Origin of the sequence: Vibrio sp. J2-4 (genome assembly GCF_021728155.1) — a bacterium.
GTDB lineage: Bacteria > Pseudomonadota > Gammaproteobacteria > Enterobacterales > Vibrionaceae > Vibrio > Vibrio diabolicus.
Genome location: NZ_JAKKCN010000018.1, coordinates 1 through 18288, shown reverse-complemented (window position 1 = coordinate 18288; position 18288 = coordinate 1). Strand labels below are relative to the sequence as shown.

Here is an 18288-nt window from a genome sequence, read left to right as displayed (position 1 = left end):
TTGAAAGTCCGCATTGTGAGATTGGTTTTCCAAAAGCGCTTTTTGGTGTTGTTAGTTCGTTTTCTGCGGCGTTGTTTGTTCCACGTGGTTTCATTGAGTAGCCGCTTTGAGACTACGCCTGACTTAAATGCATCAAAACACATAATATTTATTGTTTGCAAAGCTTAAAATAACGTAAAATCAACGCTTTGGGTTTGCAAACTAACAAACTGCTCAAGAGGGATTCGCAACGCGTGGCATTTTTACTATGCGTTGGTTTAAGTGATTAAGGTGGTATGCAGCGGCTTCGGTATTGCGTTGCTCACCCCTTAGCAGGGCGTTAGGGCGCAAGGAGTAAAACGATGATTCATCACATAGATCATATTGTTCTCACAGTCTCCGACATAGAAAAATCAGTGGACTTTTATAAACGGGTTTTGTGCATGGAAGAAGTAACTTTTTCCAATGGCCGTAAGGCTGTAACGTTCGGAAATCAAAAGATTAACTTTCAGCTTCTTGGCCAAGAACCGCGAAATGTAGCTAATGTTGGTTCAGGTGATGTTTGCTTAATTTCAGATTGGCCGTTGACATCAGTGGTAAGCCATTTAGTCAAAGAAAATGTTAAAATCATTGAGGGTCCAGTTGAAAAATCAGGAGCTGTTGGTGCAATCCAATCGGTCTATTTTTTGGATCTTGATAAAAACTTAATAGAAGTCAGCGTGTATCAATAGGCTCTGCGCCCTAACAAACTGTTCAAGAGGGATTCGCAACGCGTGGCATTTTTACTATGCGGTTGGTTTTAGTGATTAAGGTGGTTTGCGGCGGCTTAGGTATTGCGTTGCTCACCCCTTAACAGGGCGTTATGCATCAAGGATATTATGAAGTCTACTAAAGAAAAGATTATTAAACATTACGCAAAGTTCTTTGAAGGTCATGATTTCGAGATATTGTCTTGGGAGCTTGGGCCAATTAAGAAAATTGTACCCGATTTTCAGGTTGTCAGGTTTGCACCTGGCCCCCAAATTAATATGTGGGTGTATTGCTCAGTAGGTGCATCAGAGATTACACACAGTGATTCAGCTCTTCACGAGTTTGTTGTCGTATCACCGATCGAGTCAAATCGTCTAGTTGAAATGCTGGCAATGGTAACTTACTACCATGCGAATCATAATTTGGGTTTTGGCCATACCTTGCCTATTGGTGAGCCTTGGCTTGAGGGTTCTAACTGTGAAAACTGGCTAATTTCGTTGCCGTATCTATTTGGAGAGGACTTGGAAATAATGCCTCTAAATAGTTCCCACGCTCACGTAGCTTGGTTACTTCCTATCACTGACGACGAACGAAATTTCAAAATCAAGCATGACCTAGATGCGCTCGAACAAAAATTTGATGACGCAGAGCTTAAGTACTGGGAAGTAAAGCGGTCTTCGGTAGTGTAAATGCATAACAATCTGTTTAAGAGTGATTCGCAACGCGTGGCATTTTCACCATGCGTTGGTTTTAGTGTTTAAGGTGGTATGCGGCGGCATCGGTATTGCGTTGCTCACACCTTAACAGGGCGTTAGTACGGGTTTGACATCAAAGGTCATAAGGTTTGGTGTTTATCTGTTTTGGCGCTCGTCTTTACACCTTTCAGATTGTACCTTTCACGTTCTTTCCGGTGGCACTATATGCGGAGTGTTTGCTTTGATTTCACCGTTTACGGTTTCTAACTCTTAGCCTATTTCTTTGGCGCTTCTTCATTTTTGGGGGAGCTTTTGAGAGAACCTTGATTACTTTTGGTGTGGCTGTTGAAGTACGAGGAAAGAATCCTTTTCTAATTTGAAGCCAGTGAAAGTAGGGTAGCTCAGTGCGGTTTTCTTCTAGCCAACTTTCGTCTTTCAATCGGGGTAAAGTTTTGTAGCTGCCCGTCTCACTTCAGTGTTCAAAGCCTTTCATATTATGCCACTTTTCAATATCTTGGAGCGCATAAATAGAAATAGCGCATGTACTAACAAATTGCTTAATAGTGATTCGTAACGCGTGGCATTTTTACTTTGCGGTGGCTTATGGTGATTAAGGCGCTGTGCGGTAGCTTTTGTATTGCGTTACTCACACCTTAGCAAGGCGTTAGGCGTAAATCATTTTTCCGCTATTTATAGGAGTTCTATGCCTGAATTTGAAGTTACAAAAGATGAGGATAATCAACAACCCATCCCTTCGATTTGGCGTCCAATGTTTTGCAGTATTGTAAAATCATTTGTAGAGCGTGATTACACAATAAGTAGTGGCTTAGAAGGTCTAGCTCCTGTTACAAGTGAAACCTCAACTCAAATTGAAGAGTTCATTGATGATTACGGCGAGTTGTTGATAGAGCTTCCTGATGAAACTTGGGAATCGTCTATTTGTATGTGGATGGGTAACCATTGGGATGTTTTAATTGATTTGTGGACTGAGTCAGAAGGCAGGAGTGATTTAGTACTGAGTGCACAAGTTACTGAATCAGAGAATAGTTTTGTTGTTAATGTTGATATGGTTTATGTTCCGTAAATACGCCTAACAAAGCATTTAAGAGTGATTCGCAACGCTTGGCAGTTTCGCTTCGCTCAAGTATAGCTAAGCGCCGCTCACACCTTAATGCGGCGTTATAAATATAGTCAAAATCATCGCTAGGGAGCAGCAATGATAATTAGCAATAAATTAGAACCTGGAGATTTAGGCCATATCGTTAAGCAACATGGTTTACTCTATTCCAAAGAGTATGGCTATGACGTTACCTTTGAGGCATATGTTGCTGAACCCTTAGCTCAGTTTGCAAAACGTAATAGTAAACGGGAACGAATCTGGTTAGCCCGACTCAATGGCGAATTGGTCGGTACGATTTGTATTTGTGAAAATTCAAATACTGAAGCTCAACTTCGCTGGTTCTCAGTAGACCCAAAGGTTCGCGGCAAAGGTTTAGGAAAAACTCTAATTGAGAAGGCACTTAATTTTTGTATTGTGGAAAACTACTCCAAAGTAATTCTTTGGACGGTTGCAGGCTTGGCTGCTTCAAAGTCTCTTTACATCAAAAATGGATTTCAGTTAATCCATGAGGAAAAGTGCAAACTTTGGGGGCAAGATCAGCTTGAACAGTGTTACGAAAAATATTTATAACAAAGCATTTAAGAGTGACTCACAACGCTTGGCGATCTCAGTTTAAACTTGGTTTCAGTGTTTAAGGTGCAATGGTTTAGGTTGGGTGTTTAGCGTTGTTCGCACCTTAATGCGGCGTTATGTGCTTTCGGAGAAAACAATGAAGAAGCGTCTAATCATCATATTAGCTAGTCTATCATTTGGTACTCTTGCTGAAGAAGAGTCCATTGACTGTAATAATGCGATGACCACAATCGAGATAAACCAATGTGCCGCGATTGAGCTAGAGTCAGCACAAGTTAAATTAGACAAATATCTAAACACTAGCTTTGAGCACAACTCTCATGACTCAGAACTGATCGCAGCAATTAAACTTGCTCAACAGGATTGGCAAGCATATATGTCCTCTCACTGTGATTCGGTTTATACGCAATGGCGTGATGGAACTATTCGTGGAATTATGGCGATATCGTGCAAAACTAAGTTAACTAAGCAAAGAACGCACGAGTTATGGGAAAACTTTTTAACTTATATGGACAGTACACCCCCAGTTTTACCGGAGCCAAGTGTAGAGTAGGTTTCAAGCACGCACATAACAAACTGTTCAAGAGGGATTCGCAACGCGTGGCATTTTTACTATGCGTTGCTTTTAGTGATTAAGGTGGTATGCGGCGGCTTCTGTATTGCGTTGCTCACCCCTTAACAGGGCGTTATACCTTATCGGAGAAAATTACATGGAGTTAGTTGTACCATCGCAAGAGTTTAAGTCTGCGTTTGAACGGTTCTATGAGGACTTTGCTCAAAACGATGTTGAAAATGCTGAGTATTACCTTGAGGGTAAAGTTGATTTTTCCAAATATGTTCAGCGCTTGAGTGACGAAGCTACGGGTATAAACTTACGTGATGGTTATGTACCATGTAGTCATTTCTGGCTGATAGATAGTACAAGGTCTATCCTCGGAGCTATTCGGGTTCGCCATAATATCGACAATGATTTCCTCTCTTTAGAAGGTGGGCATATTGGCTACGATATAGCCCCCTCATATCGTAGAAAGGGTAACGGTAAGTTAATGCTGAAGTTGGCGCTTTCGAAAGCTGCCGCTCTCGGCATCGAGCGAGCACTGCTGACTGCTGATGAAGATAACTTTGCATCGCGTGGTGTTATCGAAGCTAACGGTGGTGAGTTTGAAAAAATCGTTATAGGTAAGGTGTTTCCAAATCCTTTGGCTAGGTATTGGGTCAGCTGTAAGTAACGGTATAACAAAGCGTTTAAGTGGGATTTGGCACGCGTGGCATTTTCAGTTTGCGTTGAGTTCGGTGATTACGGCACTGTGCGATAGCTTTTGTATTGCGTGCCTGCACCCCTTAACGCGGCGTTATATACCTAGGGAGAATAAAGGTGAAAAATAAAATAAAGTTAGTTTACTCATTGTTATTGCTAGTAGTTCTTACAGGCTGTGCATCTACGTTGAAGCCGCAAGATCTTAAGGAAGTTGAAACCGTCGGGGTAGTTAACGAGTTTCCTGAATATCCTAACTTTGTAACGACTGGTACAACGATATTTAACAACGATTATGATGCAGTTAAAGATAGTTCTTTCTCTGATTTACTTGTTAAAACGGTCAAAGACTATGTCGAGGCAAAAGGGATGGCGGTTAAGCTTATCTCGGAGTCAGAAATCGGTGATGTTGATATGGCTATAAAGCTTGTACCTAGAGATATTTATGGTGTATCGAATACTTTCGGCTATGGTGTCCATCAACAATCAATCTTTGGTAAACGAATGGGTGCGATAACATATGTATCGTTAAATGTTGTTCCATATATTGATGGCGACAGCAAATGCAGTACGTGTTACTTAAAAGGGGTTAAGGTTCTCGACATCGAAGAGCTTCCCGCGCAGTTCTCACTTTTATCTCAAGATGAACAAGCGCATGTAAAAGATAGTCTTGATAACAATATCCAAGAAACACTGAGTAAAATTCTAATCGATAGCGGTATATAACAAACTGTTTAAGAGTGATTCGCAACGCGTGGCGTTTTTACTATGCGTTGCGTTTAGTGTTTAAGGTGGTATGCGGGAGCTTTGGTATTGCGTTGCTCACACCTTAACAGGGCGTTAGTCGCCAGAAAAAGTTAGCAATCAAAATCATGTTTCTAAGCTCAAAATTTGGCAGCTGTTTGTTTGGTACACAGATTCATCGTCGATCATTAGAACTTAGTTTTAGCTGTTTTGAGTCCAAAATTTTGCAAGTGTCCTAGCGATTGTTTGTTCTTTGGTGCTGACAGAGCAGGGCAATCGAGAGTTTGTTTTTGGCTGCAACTCCGCTCGGTGAGTTTGTTGGTACAAAAGCCGATTTACTCGCTGAAATGACGTTTTCTCTGGTGTGGTAAGTTCCACGTGGTTTCAGTGACTTTGTTGAAAGTCCGCACTGTGAGATTGGCTTTCCAAAAGCGCTTTTTGGTGTTGTCAGTCCGTTTTCTACGGCGTTGTTTGTTCTAAGTGGTTTCATTGAGTAGCCGCTTTGAGACTGCGCCTGACTTAAATGCATCAAAGCACATAAAGTTTGTTGTTCGCAAAGTTTAGTTCGGCTTAAAATTGTCGCTCGGTGCCTCGCGACTAACAAACTGATCAAGAGGGATTCACAACGCGTGGCATTTTTACTATGCGTTGAATTTAGTGATTAAGGTGGTTTGCGGCGGCTTTTGTATTGCGTTGCTCACCCCTTAGCAGGGCGTTAGGTTTCTCCGCGGGAAACATCGAATTCGAGGATTTTGGGTCATGGATTATGAAACGAAGCTACAACTTGCGCACAAAGAATTAAGTGACAAAGGTGTTTGGAAGTCGAACTACAATCCTCCACTTGTAAGGTTGTTACGTAAACTTGGACTGTGTTTTCCACCGCCTTATTATCAGAGCTTTTTTGCAAACGTTATGCTTTGTGTGGCTTTTTTTGCCCCGGTCTGGGGAATCTTCCAGTGGTTTCTTGTGTGGGACGAACTAGGCAAACCAGTTTTAGAAGCAGTTTATATCTCGTTACTTACTGGCGCATTGTTTGGTTTAGTTATGGCAACCTTCTACTACATTAGGCGCAAGCAATTAAATCTAACAGATTGGGGTTCATTGGGAGAATAAGCCCAAAACCTAACAAACTGTTCAAGAGGGATTCGCAACGCGTGGCATTTTTACTATGCGTTGGTTTTAGTGTTTAAGGCGGTATGCGGCGACTTCGGTATTGCGTTGCTCACCCCTTAACAGGGCGTTAGGCGACGGGCAGAAAAGTTTCTTGTTCTCATCTTCTTAGTTCTCTTTGAGCATTCGTTTTTCTAAGTCGGCAATTCGGCATTGTCGGCTCAAATTCTTGAATATCTCCAACCGTAAAACATGCCAACGTTCGTGGGTTGCCTCATTGGTTTTTAGTGCTGGTTGGTGGCGAGTTTTACTGGCTCAAAGTGTGGCAAAGGCAAGTTAATCGAGACTCTGGCTTTTGCTGTCATTTCGTAGCTTTAGGTTTATCAGGTTTAAAAGCTACTTTGTCGCTGAAAGGTCGCATTTCGTGGTTGTTAAAAAGTGAGGCTGTAACATAGTGACTTTTGTGGTTCTTGAATCACAAAAAGTCAGTGGGTGTTTGGTTGCTTATTCGGTTTCGGGTAATCTGCTTTCAAACAACCTTAAACCCCGCTGGGAAACTTCGCCTAACAAGGCGTTTAAGGCGGATTCACAACGCTTGGCGATCTCAGTTTAAATTGAATTTAGTGTTTAAGGTACAATGGTTTAGGTTTGGTGGTTGGCGTTGTTCACCACTTAACGCGGCGTTAGGCGACATGAGATAAACGATAGAGTAGTGATAGTATCTTGGCGTGAATCTAGCTTCACTTAATAGAAAAGTAGTGGATTAATGAATGGTAAAGCATTTGATAATTGGCAAAAATCGCGAAAGAAAGGATGTTTAAATTGGCTTTTCAGAACAACTTTCGTCACAGCCATTTTGTACATGATTTTTAATGTTATTTTCCTTTATCCATATTCTGATGCGGCAAGCATTACGATTTTCTTATCGGATAATGCTCTTAATTACTCCATTTACACGATCGGGATGTTTTTCGCATTTTGGGCTATTTGGCTATACAACGAATCTTCGTATGAGAAGGAAGTCAAACGTAGAAATGTCGCCTAACAAACTGTTCAAGAGGGATTCGCAACGCGTGGCATTTTCACTATGCGTTGGTTTTAGTGTTTAAGGTGGTATGCGGCGGCATCGGTATTGCGTCGCTCACCCCTTAACAGGGCGTTAGTACGTGATTGGCATCAACGGTAAAATTTTCGGAGTTTATCGGTTTCTTTTCCTAGCTTTACACCTGGTAAAATGTGCTTTTCACGTTCTTTCCGGTGGCACTATATGAGTTGTGTACGCGTTGATTTCACCGTTTACGGTTTCTAACTTTCGGGTTATTTCTTTGGTGTGGTTTCTTTGATGCTGGGAAATTTTCGTCAAACACTGAGTTTCTTTGGCGCGGTTGTTTAGTTCTGAAGTCCGTCTTCTTTGCTAATTTGAAAACGGCGAAGATAGGGCAGTTAAGCAAGTTTTTCTTCTGGCCAACTTGCGTTTTGAGATTGCGTTCTAGTTTGGCAGTTGCTCCTTTGGCTTCAGCGTTTTAAACCACATGTTTCGTGCGATATTTCAATATCTTGGAGTGTGCCAAAGGCTTTAAGGGCAGCGTACTAACAAACAATTCAAGAGGGATTCGTAACGCGTGGCATTTTTACTATGCGTTAATTTTAGTGATTAAGGTGGTTTGCGGTGGCATCGGTGTTACGTTACTCACCCCTTAATTGGGCGTTAGTTTGCAAGAGGAAAAACGCAGCTATATCGAAAGGTCTAGTGGTAAAAGCTCAAAGTGAAATTGTCGTATCGGTGTTCAATTTCAGTGTTAATTAGAGTGGTAAAAATCAAAAAATGGCATCGTTTAAAGGGTAAATTTGTTCTTTGGTGTTGTGATTTTTTGGGTCACTGAGTTGAACTTTTTTGCTGAAACTCTGCTCTGTGAGTTTGTTGGTGTAAAAGCCGATTTACTTGCTGAAAGGACGCTTTCTCTGGTGTGGTAAGTTCCACGTGGTTTCAGAGACTTTGTTGAAAGTCCGCATTGTGATATTGCCTTTCCAAAAACGGCTTCTGGCGTTGTGAGTTCGTTTTCTGCAGCGTTGTTTGTTCCAAGTGGTTTCATTGACTAGCCGCTTTGAAACTACGCCTGACTTAAGTGCATCAAAATACATAAAGTTTATTGTTTGCAAAGTTTAAAACAACGTAAAATCAACCTTTGGGTTTACAAACTAACAAACTGTTCAAGAGGGATTCACAACGCGTGGCATTTTTACTATGCGTTGGTTTAAGTGATTAAGGCGGATTGCAGCGGCTTCGGCATTGCGTTGTTCACCCCTTAACAGGGCGTTATAAAGCTCGAAGAAAAAGGACATTTCGTGGAAATTCGAACAGGTAAACTTGAAGATGTTGCTAGTATCACCGACATCTTTAATTTTTATATTGAACACACCAATTCACGCTTTGAGGAAGTTCCATTTACTCTGGAAAATCGTCAGAAATGGTTTTCTCAGTTTTCTAGCACTACCAAATATCAACTATATGTAGCCACAGAAAACGGCGTGTTGCTAGGTTTTGCATGTTCCCAACAGTACAGAGCAATTTCAGCTTTTGACGACACCGTAGAAGTGACCGTTTATCTGGCACAAGAAGCTAAAGGTAAAGGTTTGGGTTCTAAACTATATACTCAGTTATTTTCATCCATTCGTGCTTATGGTGTCCATCGTGTATTGTCGGGTATTGCATTACCAAACGACGCATCAGTGGCATTACATAAACGGTTTGGTTTCAGAGAAGTCGGAGTTTTCAATGAGTATGCAAAGAAACATGGACAGTACATTAGCTCGGTGTGGTTAGAAAAGGCGTTTAACGTAGAGTCAGCTTTATAACAAACAATTTAAGAGTGATTCGGCACGCGTGGCATTTTTACTATGCGTTGGTTTTAATGGTTAAGGTGGTATGCGGAAGCACCGTATTGCGTGCCTCACACCTTAATTGGGCGTTATAACTCTTTTGTCATTTCATCATTACTTCTCAGAAGCAAAGAGGGCTAACCTATGAAAACTAGAATATTAGTCGGTGCCATTTGGGTTGCTGTTTTTAGTTTGGGGCTCAACGCAAGCCCTCTAATCACTCAAAGTGATGAACGATTGTTCAAAAATTTTGCTCTTTCATCTTGTATCGCAACCAAATACAAGGGCTCTGGTGTGGCTAAAGATGCGGTCACAGCAATGCAAGGTTATCGAGAGTTCTCGGATTTGCCTTTGGAGGTATTCTTTGAACTAAGTGAGTTATTGGAAAGCGGAAATACTACAGCTTACAAATCAAAAAATGGTAGCGTGATAGAGTTAGTCTATTGTATCGATTTCTCTAATTCGGACGTCGTGCATAAGCTGTACTCAAAGGCAAAATCAGAGTTATAACAGTCTGTTTAAGAGTGATTCGCAACGCGTGGCATTTTTACTATGCGTTGCGCTTAGTGATTAAGGTGGTTTGCGGAGGCATCGGTATTGCGTTGCTCACATCTTAACAGGGCGTTATGTGTAGCCCCCAAATCAACCAATTATAAGGAATTAATGGTTATGATTACTTGCTATGTCAGATATGTTATAGATCCAAAGAAGGTCAAAGAGTTCGAAGAATACGCGAGAATGTGGATACCACTCGTTGAAAAGTTTGGTGGTCAACATAATGGCTATTTTCTACAATCTGAAGGTGCAAACAATGTAGCTATGGCACTATTCACGTTTGAAAGTTTGTCAGCATACGAAGATTATCGTGCCAAGTCTCTAAATGATCCTGAGTGTATTAAAGCTTTCGAATTTGCTGATAAAATGGACTGTATTATTAGCTATGAACGTAGCTTTTTTAGACCAGTATTCGGTTGAAAAAGCTACACATAACAAGTTGCTTAAGCGTGATTCAGCACGCGTGGCATTTTTGGTATGCGTTAGTTTCGGTGTTGAAGTGCCATGCAGATACTTGGTCATTGCGTGCTTCACACCTTAGCAAAGCGTTATGTGATTCAAGTAGTAAGGAGTATCTAATGAGTATCAAAAACGAATTAATAGAGCATTTTGAGGGATTAACGTTGCCTGAGAATTTGTTGCCACTGATTAGTTTTGATGATGAAGTCGCATCAGATGCGTACTTTTCAGAAGGGTTTGAGTTTTCAATCGATCAAGAGAAACTGGGTTTAAAAACGTACTCGGAGAGTAAAGATTTTCTCAACTCTATTTATGAATTTGCAAGTGCAGATGCAAGTGGATCTTCCTATGGTTTTTGGCTAAAAGACGGTAATAGAAACTTAGAAAATGCGCCAATAGTTGCTTTTGGTAGTGAAGGTGGTTACCACGTAGTAGCTCGTAATTTTAATGAATTACTTCAAATATTAACGTTTGATTGTGAGCCAATGATTGAATGGGATAGCGTGTGCTACTATCGAGATCCCGATGACTATGAGCCTAGTGAACATAGTGGAGAATATTGCGCTTGGTTAAAAGTTCGTGGTATCGAGCTAACCGAAGATGCTGATGAAATTGTTAAAGAGGCTCAGCAAGAGTATCAAGAGTCATTCAGTAATTGGTTTTCAAAGTTTTATGGGGAGTAAGTTCGGCTTTTGTCGCTGTCACATAACAAACTGTTTAAGAGGGATTCGCAACGCGTGATATTTTCACAATGCGTTGGTTTAAGTGATTAAGGTAGTATGCGGCGGCTTTGGTATTGCGTTGCTCACCCCTTAACAGGGCGTTATGAGTTTCCGTAGTTATAAAATGGTGAATGAATAAATGAACAACAATATTGAATTTACATTGTCGTATGAAGGCGGTGCGTCAGATCACCATGAAATTGACTTCTACGACGTTTCTCAGGCTTTAATCGGTTTTCAAAGGACTTTAGCTCTAACAACCCACTTAGTCTTAAACAATAAAATTATTACTCAAGCACCAGCGTTGAAAGGTGCAAAAATCCTAGCGTTACCTCCCGAAGAGGGGAGTTGGAAAATAACAGCTAGTATCGTATTGGGTGGTCTTTATACATTTGGTACAGCACCAAGTAATACTCCTATTGGGCATATTGTTTATTCGCTATATGACTATGTGGTTTCAGAGAGCTTAGGTTTCCATGTTGATTATGATAAAAGTCTTGGTAAGTTATACGAAGAAGCTAAAGAACAAAATAAAGCTCTCAAAGTCATCAAACAACATCAAGCTGACTCACTCATTGAAAAGTGCAGTACGGCTATATCAGACATTCACCGCCCGATAACTAAGAATAAGACAGCACTAGAAGCTAATATTTGTGCAAGTATTAATGGCGTTAATAAGCCAATTAGTGCGAGGTTTAATGAAGATACATTTAGCTATATACAGGAATTAATTACATTAGACACTCATGAAGTTATCTATGGTCGAGTGTCAAGTTACAATAGCAATACGTTTAAAGGACGCATATATGTAGTGGCAGAAGGTCGCCCTGTTTCATTTGAGCTATTTGGTAGGGCTAGGACTCCAGCTTCACTACAGCTGATCGTAGCAAGTTTAAGTGCTAATGTTCAAAAAAATCATGACGATCCGCTATCAAATTTGTTTTGTAGGGTTAAGAGAATCACAACAAAATAAGGGCTGCTCAAGAGCTTTGAGGTTTATGCAGTATCAAATCAAAACATCGTCGCATAAACTCATAACAAGGCATTTAAGAGTGATTCGCAACGCTTGGCAGTTTCGCTTCGCTCAAGTATAGCCAAGCGCCGCTCACACCTTAATGCGGCGTTAGTTGGCAAGAGAAAAACGCAGCCATATCGTAAATTCTAGTGGTAAAAGATCAAAGTTAAATTAGTTTTCTCTGGCTTAAATCCAGTGTTTAATATCTCAATTAAGATCTCAGATTTGCGTCGATTCATTGATGACTTGTGAGATGACCTCGTTGATTTGAGTTCAACGAAGCTAGGTTTGTTGTTGAAACTCTGTTCGCTGAAGTGACGTTTTTTGCAACGTTGTATATTCTAAGTGGTTTCATTGAGTAGCCGTTTTGAAACTACGCCAGGCTTCCCAATCAAAGTACACGCAGTTTGTTGTTTTTAAAATAAAAACCAGATTAAAATCAGAGTTTTGAGTTAACCAACTAACAAACGCTTTAAGACGGATTCGCAACGCGTGGCATTTTTACCATGCGTTGATTTTAGTGATTTAGGTGGTATGCGGTAGCTTCGGTATTGCGTTGCTCACCACTTAAGCGGGCGTTATGTGCTTGGAGGATAAATGGGTATTTCCTATGAACTTGTAACTCAGGAAGATCAGCAGTTAATTTTAGCTTTAGGCGAATCTGTTAACGAAGAGTTTGTTATTCCCTATCTGAGCTCCGACGGTCAGGAAGCTATGCGAAATGCTCGTAAAGGTGATATTGAACAGGCTACAAATACTGACATCTATACGTCACTTAAAGCTGTTAAAAACGGTGCAATAGTCGGTTATGTTGCTTGGAGACAAGGGAACTATATTGCACAGCTATATGTCAGTGCAAAGAATCAGAATCAAGGGATTGGTAGAGGCTTGATTAACCAAATGAAAAGACATAGTGGGGCTTCAAGCATTGAATTAAAAGCCTCAGTTAACGCAGTAGGCTTCTATAAGCGGCTAGGTTTTCAGTCCGTAGATACTGAGCAAGTTAAAAATGGCATTCGCTATGTGCCGATGGTCTTAAAGCTGTGACTGCGCACATAACAAACTGTTTAAGAGTGATTCGCAACGCGTGGCATTTTTACCATGCGTAGGTTTATGTGATTAAGGTGGTATGCGGTGGCATCGGTATTGCGTTGCTCACACCTTAACAGGGCGTTATGCCTATAAGAGGAAATATGGATAGTAAATGGGAGTGCTTTGGGTGCGGGCATAGCAATGAACACTCATCATTGAAGTGTGAAAAGTGCGGGTCTTTAGGCAAAGAGCTTGCAAACAAGCAGATGGCAAACCACCTGCTAGGGAATGACAAAGTGAAATCGAAGTTTGAATACTGCTGTGATAAATGTGGTTCAGAGTCATATGAGGTTGGTGAGTTAAGAGCCAGTGGTGGATTTTGGAGTACATTTTTCAATTACAACAAACACCGTTTTTATTTCTTATCATGCAGTAGTTGCGGTCACACTGAGTTTTACAAACGAGGCCTAGGTACTGGACAAAAAATACTAGATTTTCTAGGTGGTTAGCATAGGCATAACAAACTGTTTAAGAGTGATTCGCAACGCGTGGCATTTTTACTATGCGTTTGTTTTAGTGTTTAAGGTGTTATGCGGTGGAGTCTGTATTGCGTTGCTCACACCTTAACAGGGCGTTAGCCCTCAAGGAGAAAATATAAAATTGTTTGAAAATCATTTAAAAAGAACAAAGTTCTTGCTGTTTTTACAGGGTATATCTGTTGCAGTTACTCTGTTTCTACTATTTACCTTGCTTGCCCAAGTTAATCAATTGAGCTCTTCGAGTCTTTTTCTCACATTTGCAATCGTTTTAGTGATGCTAAGCTTGAACTTGTCTAGTTTTTACGGGTTGTTAAAAAAGAAGCTTTGGGTATTTAAGTTAATGATGGCTCTTTATTTTATTCAGATGATAGGCATAGAAACGCCTAACTTTTCCTTAGCCTTTTCTTCTGGAGTTGAAGTGCCGATAAGTGTGAATGTTAATGAAGTAACAGTTTCTCTAAACTTACTGGCAATCTTGGTGGTTTGGTTGTCGTGTACAAGTCTTAACCTTTTGAAAAAGGGCTAACAAATTGTTCAAGAGTGATTCGGCACGCGTGGCATTTTTACTATGCGTTAGTTTCAGTGGTTAAGGTGGTATGCGGAAGCTTAGGTATTGCGTGCCTCACACCTTAACAAGGCGTTATGCATATTAGAGAGAATAATGAACTCATATACTAGCGAATGTAAAAGGTTGTCTATCAATGCACGAGCTGCAATTGGTCTGCTTATCTTTGAGCGCTTCTGTGTTCTTCGTGGTTTAGAACTTCATGATAATCAGGAGTTTTTAGAGCACTTATGGGATTGGTTTCTCGTTGATGGTCCAGACGAATTCGAGCCTTGGGAATCTAGACGACCCACTTTAGTAAATTGTGGACTAGGTGACGAATTTCCCGAGGGTTTACTGCTCTCCCTCGCTCAAAATGGTATCGGCGAGAGTCAATTTAGGACTCTTGTCGGTGGGGTAACCGATATTTTATGGGGTAGTTTTTGGGGAGCGGCTGAAAACGAACAATCAATGGTTGCACTTGAAAATGTCATTTCAGCTAGTGGTATAGAGCAACTGCCGGTTTTAACACCCTTCAAGTTTTCATTGTTTTCACAAAACGATGGTTGGGGTGACAAAATCACACCTCAAGATTTGGAGTTTTGGCGCACCTGTGTGAAATATGCATAACAAATTGTTCAAGAGTGATTCGGCACGCGTGACATTTTTACTATGCGTTAGGTTTAGTGGTTAAGGTGTTATGCGGAAGCTTGGGTATTGCGTGCCTCACACCTTAACAAGGCGTTATACAAACGGAGGTAACTGTGAGTTTAGAAGAACTTAATCTTGAAAATCTTCCCCTTCAAAATGAACTGGTTAAATCTGCTTGTTCTGCGTTTATTTGCGAAGACAATGTGGTTGCCGCAGTGCTATTAGGCTCATTGGCTTCAGGTAAGGGTGACCGAGTATCTGACGCTGACATTTTGATTCTTACTCAAAATGAATTCCATAAATCCACACAAGAGTGTTTCTCAGCTTTTGAGCGTGGCAAAGAAATTTTCTATCGTAATCAAGGATTCCATAACGAGAATGCTTACTTTACAAAGTACATCTTTACGGATTTAACCAGCACCGAGATTCATTGCCTAGATCTAAGCGAACCTTTTGATATATCAAGACCTTTCAAAGTGCTATTTGATAAAGCGGATGCTGTGGAGTCACGATTAACCGATGCTCCCGCACCAAAGCATGAAGACTTTCCTGCATATACAAATGGTGACCAAGGCTTAATCTGGGAGCTTTTAGAGTGTATAAAGTGGTTAAGCCGAGGTAATAATGAACTAGCCAAATCTTACCTTAAGAAGTTGGCGAATAAGCTGTAAAAGCTTGTATAACAAAGCGTTTAAGACGGATTCACAACGCTTGGCATTTTTGGTCTAATTCAGCTTAAGTGTTTACGGTACAATGGTTTAGGTGAGGTGGTCGCGTTGTTCACCACTTAACGCGGCGTTAGCCCAATGCTGAATAATAAATATAGTAAATATATAATAAGTCAGATTATAATGCTACCAATGGGTAAATTGTTGTTTTGTTTAGGAATAAATCTTAGTGTTTGTAGAAGTATTTGAATCGTACAAAAGAGTGCTTAGGAGCCGCAGGTTTCTAGTTTTGATTTCGGTTTTTTGTGGTGCCGTTTCAGTTATGTCTTTATCCTCAAGGGAGTTTCAAATTGTCATTTCGGAATTTTTTCCTAATATTCCGAACTCTACATTTGTATTTGTTATGTTATTAGCTTCATCTGCATCATTAGGGCTTATTTATTTGCAGTCAGGCGGTGATGATACTGCAAATCGTGATGATTTAGTGATGTCTAGAGAGTATCTAGAACAAGCGGCGAAGTCTCAACAATTGACAGAGATGAAGATTGTCGAACTTTCTAAGAAAATTGAAGTCTTTGAATCTGAAAGAGATTTGACGGAGGAAGAGAAACAGCTCGTTATTGACAAGATAGTTGAACAAGTCAACGAAGAGTCTATCAAGGGTATTTTCAAAGATGAAACAGAAAGGCTTAAGAATGACTTGAAGAACACACTAGGCTTAGAGCATTTAAAAGACGCATCATCAGACATCATAAGGCGTTTACGGAGAGAAATTTCAGATCTTAGATTACGATCAAATGTGAACCTATTAATTGGTATGTCGATTACAGCTGGTGGCTTATATCTATTGTGGTCAACTGTTTCTATGGTTGACGGATCAGAATTGTTGAAGCAATTGGCTTCCGAAAATGGAGAGTCAAACAGTAAGTTCATTAAAAATCTAGTCCTGCCGTTAGTCCCTCGGGTCATGTTGGTAATATTCGTAGAAGTGTTTGCGTACTTCTTTTTACGATTATATAAGAATGGGTTAGATGAAATTAAGTATTTTCAGAATGAATTAACCAACATTGAATCTAAATTGTCAGCGGTTCAATTTGCATTTATCACGAACAACGAGCCTGCACTTAAGGTCTCTTTAGAAGCGCTTGCTAATACTGAACGTAATTTCATTCTTAATAAAGGGCAAACTACAGTTGAGCTTGAAAAAGCGAAATCTGAATCAGAATTAACTCGAAATATCATCACTACTATTCCAGATTTGTTTAAAAAAATGGGCAAACAATAAGCAAAGGGCTAACAATCTGTTTAAGAGTGATTCGCAACGCTTGGCATTTTTGCTATGCGTTGCGTTTTGTGTTTAAGGTGGTTTGCGGAGGCATCGGTATTGCGTTGCTCACACCTTAACAGGGCGTTAGGCATATACGAGGAAACATAAATGGAAGCTGTTACTTGGGGGTTTGTAGGAACTATTGTTGGAGCTTTGGCAAGTATCGCAACAACAGCTATAGCTAGCTGGAGTTCTCATGTTTTGAGTAATAAAGCTAAAGAACACGAAAAGCAGGAAATTGCCAATGCATTTCAAAGAGAAACAGTTTTAGAACTCCAAACTGAACTTTTAGAGTACTTTCGATCGTGTAGTCAGATCTATAGAAACGACAAAGTTAATTTTGAAAATACTGGTAAATGGGGTTACTCAATACCGGATGAGTTAGACGAGAAAAATCGTGTTTTGAATGCTAAAACAGCAATCTTGATTCAACGAATATCCAATGACGAACTTAGAGTTAGTCTGAGGGCTTTGAAAGATAACTTTGCCAAATGTTTAATGGCGGATAACGAACTTGAAGCAGCTTCATATCACAGAAAGGCAGTTGAGGGTTACGATACAGCTAGTGAGCTACTTGGCAAAGTATTGAGATCTACGTATTGGCAACCAAATGCCTAACAAACTGTTTAAGAGTGATTCGCAACGCGTGGCATTTTTACTATGCGTTGCGGTTAGTGTTTAAGGTGGTATGCGGGAGCTTCGATATTGCGTTGCTCACACCTTAACAGGGCGTTATATGCAGGAGGCAGATATGGATTATACCCCGAATAAGATCGCACTATCAGAGCGGGTAGCTTGTGCTCTTTTATCTGTATTTCTAATTGTCTACGGTGGCTACGGTTTATATAAAAACGATCTATACATTCCTGCAAGACGTGGTGGTGTTCATTTTAGCAATGAACCAGCGTGGCTAATGTATGGCGCATTCGTGTGTGGATGTATTGTCATGATCTCTGTGATTGTTGACCACTACGATGAACGGAATAATGAGCGTGGTTATAGGATTTTTCGTAACGTATTTAAATATATAGGTTTTGGGTTAAGTTGCTTTGCAGCACTGTGGAACTTGGAAAATCTAATCGAGTAATGCATATAACAAGCAATTTAAGAGGGATTCACAACGCGAGGCACTTTTGTTTTTACTTCAAATGTAGTGTTTTCGGTGCAGTTTGTTAGGTTGGGTGGTGGCGTTGCTCACCCCTTAATTGGGCGTTAGTACGGGTTTAGCATCAAAAGTTATAAGTTTTGGTGTTGATCTGTTTTGGCGCTCGTGTTTACACCTTTCAGTTAGTGCCTTTCACGTTCTTTCCGGTGGCACTATATGCGGAGTGTTTGCTTTGATTTCACCGTTTACGGTCTCTAACTCTTAGCCTATTTCCGGGGCGCTTCTTCTCTTTCGTGGTTTTTACTAAGTCAGAATTGTCTTTCGTTAGTGTTGCCGTCGAAGTGCGAGGAACGAATCCTTTTCTCATTTGAAGTCAGTAAAAGTAGGGGAGCTCAGTGCGTTTTTCTTCTAGCCAACTCTCGTCTCTTAATCGAGTTTAAGTTTTGTAGCTGCCCGTCTCACTTCAGTGTTCAAAGCCTTTCATATCATGCCAGTTTTCAATATCTTGGAGCGCATAAATAGAAGTAGCGCATGTACTAACAAATTGCTTAAGAGTGATTCGTAA

The 18288-nt window shown here is 40.5% G+C and carries 22 protein-coding genes and 1 pseudogene; 21 read left to right on the top strand and 2 right to left on the bottom strand.

Annotated features, from left to right (window positions below):
* Positions 1-341: 341 nt before the first annotated feature.
* The 7 genes from L3V32_RS25295 to L3V32_RS25245 all read left to right on the top strand — a co-directional run bounded on the left by L3V32_RS25295 (position 342) and on the right by L3V32_RS25245 (position 5098).
* Positions 342-710, top strand: coding sequence for a VOC family protein (locus tag L3V32_RS25295; RefSeq protein WP_053340089.1), 369 nt, complete (start codon positions 342-344; stop codon positions 708-710).
* 147 nt (positions 711-857) lie between these two features.
* Positions 858-1418, top strand: coding sequence for a suppressor of fused domain protein (locus tag L3V32_RS25285; protein ID WP_237285585.1), 561 nt, complete (start codon positions 858-860; stop codon positions 1416-1418).
* 709 nt (positions 1419-2127) lie between these two features.
* Positions 2128-2508 (top strand): hypothetical protein, encoded by a 381-nt coding sequence (locus L3V32_RS25270; protein WP_172580783.1) that lies wholly within the window; start codon positions 2128-2130, stop codon positions 2506-2508.
* Between the two features lie 132 nt (positions 2509-2640).
* The gene (locus tag L3V32_RS25265; RefSeq protein WP_237285583.1) at positions 2641-3114 is read left to right on the top strand and encodes a GNAT family N-acetyltransferase; all 474 of its coding nucleotides are present in this window, start codon (positions 2641-2643) and stop codon (positions 3112-3114) included.
* Positions 3115-3253: 139 nt separating this feature from the next.
* Positions 3254-3670: a lysozyme inhibitor LprI family protein gene (locus L3V32_RS25260; protein WP_237285581.1), complete on the top strand. Its 417-nt coding sequence runs from the start codon at positions 3254-3256 to the stop codon at positions 3668-3670.
* Between the two features lie 157 nt (positions 3671-3827).
* Positions 3828-4346, top strand: a complete 519-nt coding sequence (locus L3V32_RS25250; protein ID WP_237285579.1) for a GNAT family N-acetyltransferase — start codon at positions 3828-3830, stop codon at positions 4344-4346.
* A 146-nt stretch (positions 4347-4492) separates the two neighbouring features.
* The gene (locus L3V32_RS25245; RefSeq protein WP_237285577.1) at positions 4493-5098 is read left to right on the top strand and encodes a hypothetical protein; all 606 of its coding nucleotides are present in this window, start codon (positions 4493-4495) and stop codon (positions 5096-5098) included.
* A 206-nt stretch (positions 5099-5304) separates the two neighbouring features.
* Here L3V32_RS25245 and L3V32_RS26290 read toward each other — a convergent pair.
* A pseudogene (locus L3V32_RS26290) lies at positions 5305-5606 on the bottom strand (hypothetical protein).
* 269 nt (positions 5607-5875) lie between these two features.
* Between L3V32_RS26290 and L3V32_RS25230 the strand changes: the two are divergent.
* Positions 5876-6229: a DUF6404 family protein gene (locus L3V32_RS25230; protein ID WP_005448142.1), complete on the top strand. Its 354-nt coding sequence runs from the start codon at positions 5876-5878 to the stop codon at positions 6227-6229.
* A 1832-nt stretch (positions 6230-8061) separates the two neighbouring features.
* Here the strand turns inward: L3V32_RS25230 and L3V32_RS25210 are convergent.
* Positions 8062-8319 (bottom strand): hypothetical protein, encoded by a 258-nt coding sequence (locus tag L3V32_RS25210; protein ID WP_237285576.1) that lies wholly within the window; start codon positions 8317-8319, stop codon positions 8062-8064.
* Positions 8320-8572: 253 nt separating this feature from the next.
* Between L3V32_RS25210 and L3V32_RS25200 the strand changes: the two genes are divergently transcribed.
* The 13 genes from L3V32_RS25200 (at position 8573) to L3V32_RS25090 (ending at position 17705) form a co-directional block, all read left to right on the top strand.
* A complete protein-coding gene (locus L3V32_RS25200; protein WP_140249537.1) occupies positions 8573-9082 on the top strand; it encodes a GNAT family N-acetyltransferase in 510 nt (169 codons plus the stop codon).
* 168 nt (positions 9083-9250) lie between these two features.
* Entirely contained in the window at positions 9251-9616 is a 366-nt protein-coding gene (locus L3V32_RS25190; protein ID WP_237285575.1) for a type VI secretion system amidase immunity protein Tai4, read from the top strand.
* 159 nt (positions 9617-9775) lie between these two features.
* Complete coding sequence (locus tag L3V32_RS25180) at positions 9776-10081, top strand: NIPSNAP family protein (protein WP_237285587.1); 306 nt, start codon at positions 9776-9778, stop codon at positions 10079-10081.
* A gap of 158 nt (positions 10082-10239) precedes the next feature.
* Entirely contained in the window at positions 10240-10803 is a 564-nt protein-coding gene (locus tag L3V32_RS25170; RefSeq protein WP_237285571.1) for a hypothetical protein, read from the top strand.
* 178 nt (positions 10804-10981) lie between these two features.
* Complete coding sequence (locus tag L3V32_RS25165; RefSeq protein WP_237285569.1) at positions 10982-11815, top strand: hypothetical protein; 834 nt, start codon at positions 10982-10984, stop codon at positions 11813-11815.
* Positions 11816-12454: 639 nt separating this feature from the next.
* The gene (locus L3V32_RS25160) at positions 12455-12904 is read left to right on the top strand and encodes a GNAT family N-acetyltransferase (RefSeq protein ID WP_140144494.1); all 450 of its coding nucleotides are present in this window, start codon (positions 12455-12457) and stop codon (positions 12902-12904) included.
* 128 nt (positions 12905-13032) lie between these two features.
* A complete protein-coding gene (locus L3V32_RS25145) occupies positions 13033-13398 on the top strand; it encodes a zinc ribbon domain-containing protein (RefSeq protein ID WP_306301152.1) in 366 nt (121 codons plus the stop codon).
* Between the two features lie 151 nt (positions 13399-13549).
* Complete coding sequence (locus L3V32_RS25135; RefSeq protein WP_237285567.1) at positions 13550-13954, top strand: hypothetical protein; 405 nt, start codon at positions 13550-13552, stop codon at positions 13952-13954.
* Between the two features lie 135 nt (positions 13955-14089).
* Positions 14090-14602, top strand: a complete 513-nt coding sequence (locus L3V32_RS25125) for a hypothetical protein (protein WP_033008070.1) — start codon at positions 14090-14092, stop codon at positions 14600-14602.
* Between the two features lie 134 nt (positions 14603-14736).
* Positions 14737-15294 (top strand): nucleotidyltransferase domain-containing protein, encoded by a 558-nt coding sequence (locus L3V32_RS25115; protein WP_237285565.1) that lies wholly within the window; start codon positions 14737-14739, stop codon positions 15292-15294.
* 226 nt (positions 15295-15520) lie between these two features.
* Entirely contained in the window at positions 15521-16576 is a 1056-nt protein-coding gene (locus L3V32_RS25110) for a hypothetical protein (protein WP_237285563.1), read from the top strand.
* A gap of 150 nt (positions 16577-16726) precedes the next feature.
* On the top strand, positions 16727-17236 hold the full coding sequence (locus L3V32_RS25100) for a hypothetical protein (RefSeq protein ID WP_133280510.1): 510 nt from the start codon (positions 16727-16729) through the stop codon (positions 17234-17236).
* A 133-nt stretch (positions 17237-17369) separates the two neighbouring features.
* Positions 17370-17705, top strand: a complete 336-nt coding sequence (locus L3V32_RS25090) for a hypothetical protein (RefSeq protein WP_218971166.1) — start codon at positions 17370-17372, stop codon at positions 17703-17705.
* Positions 17706-18288 lie beyond the last annotated feature (583 nt).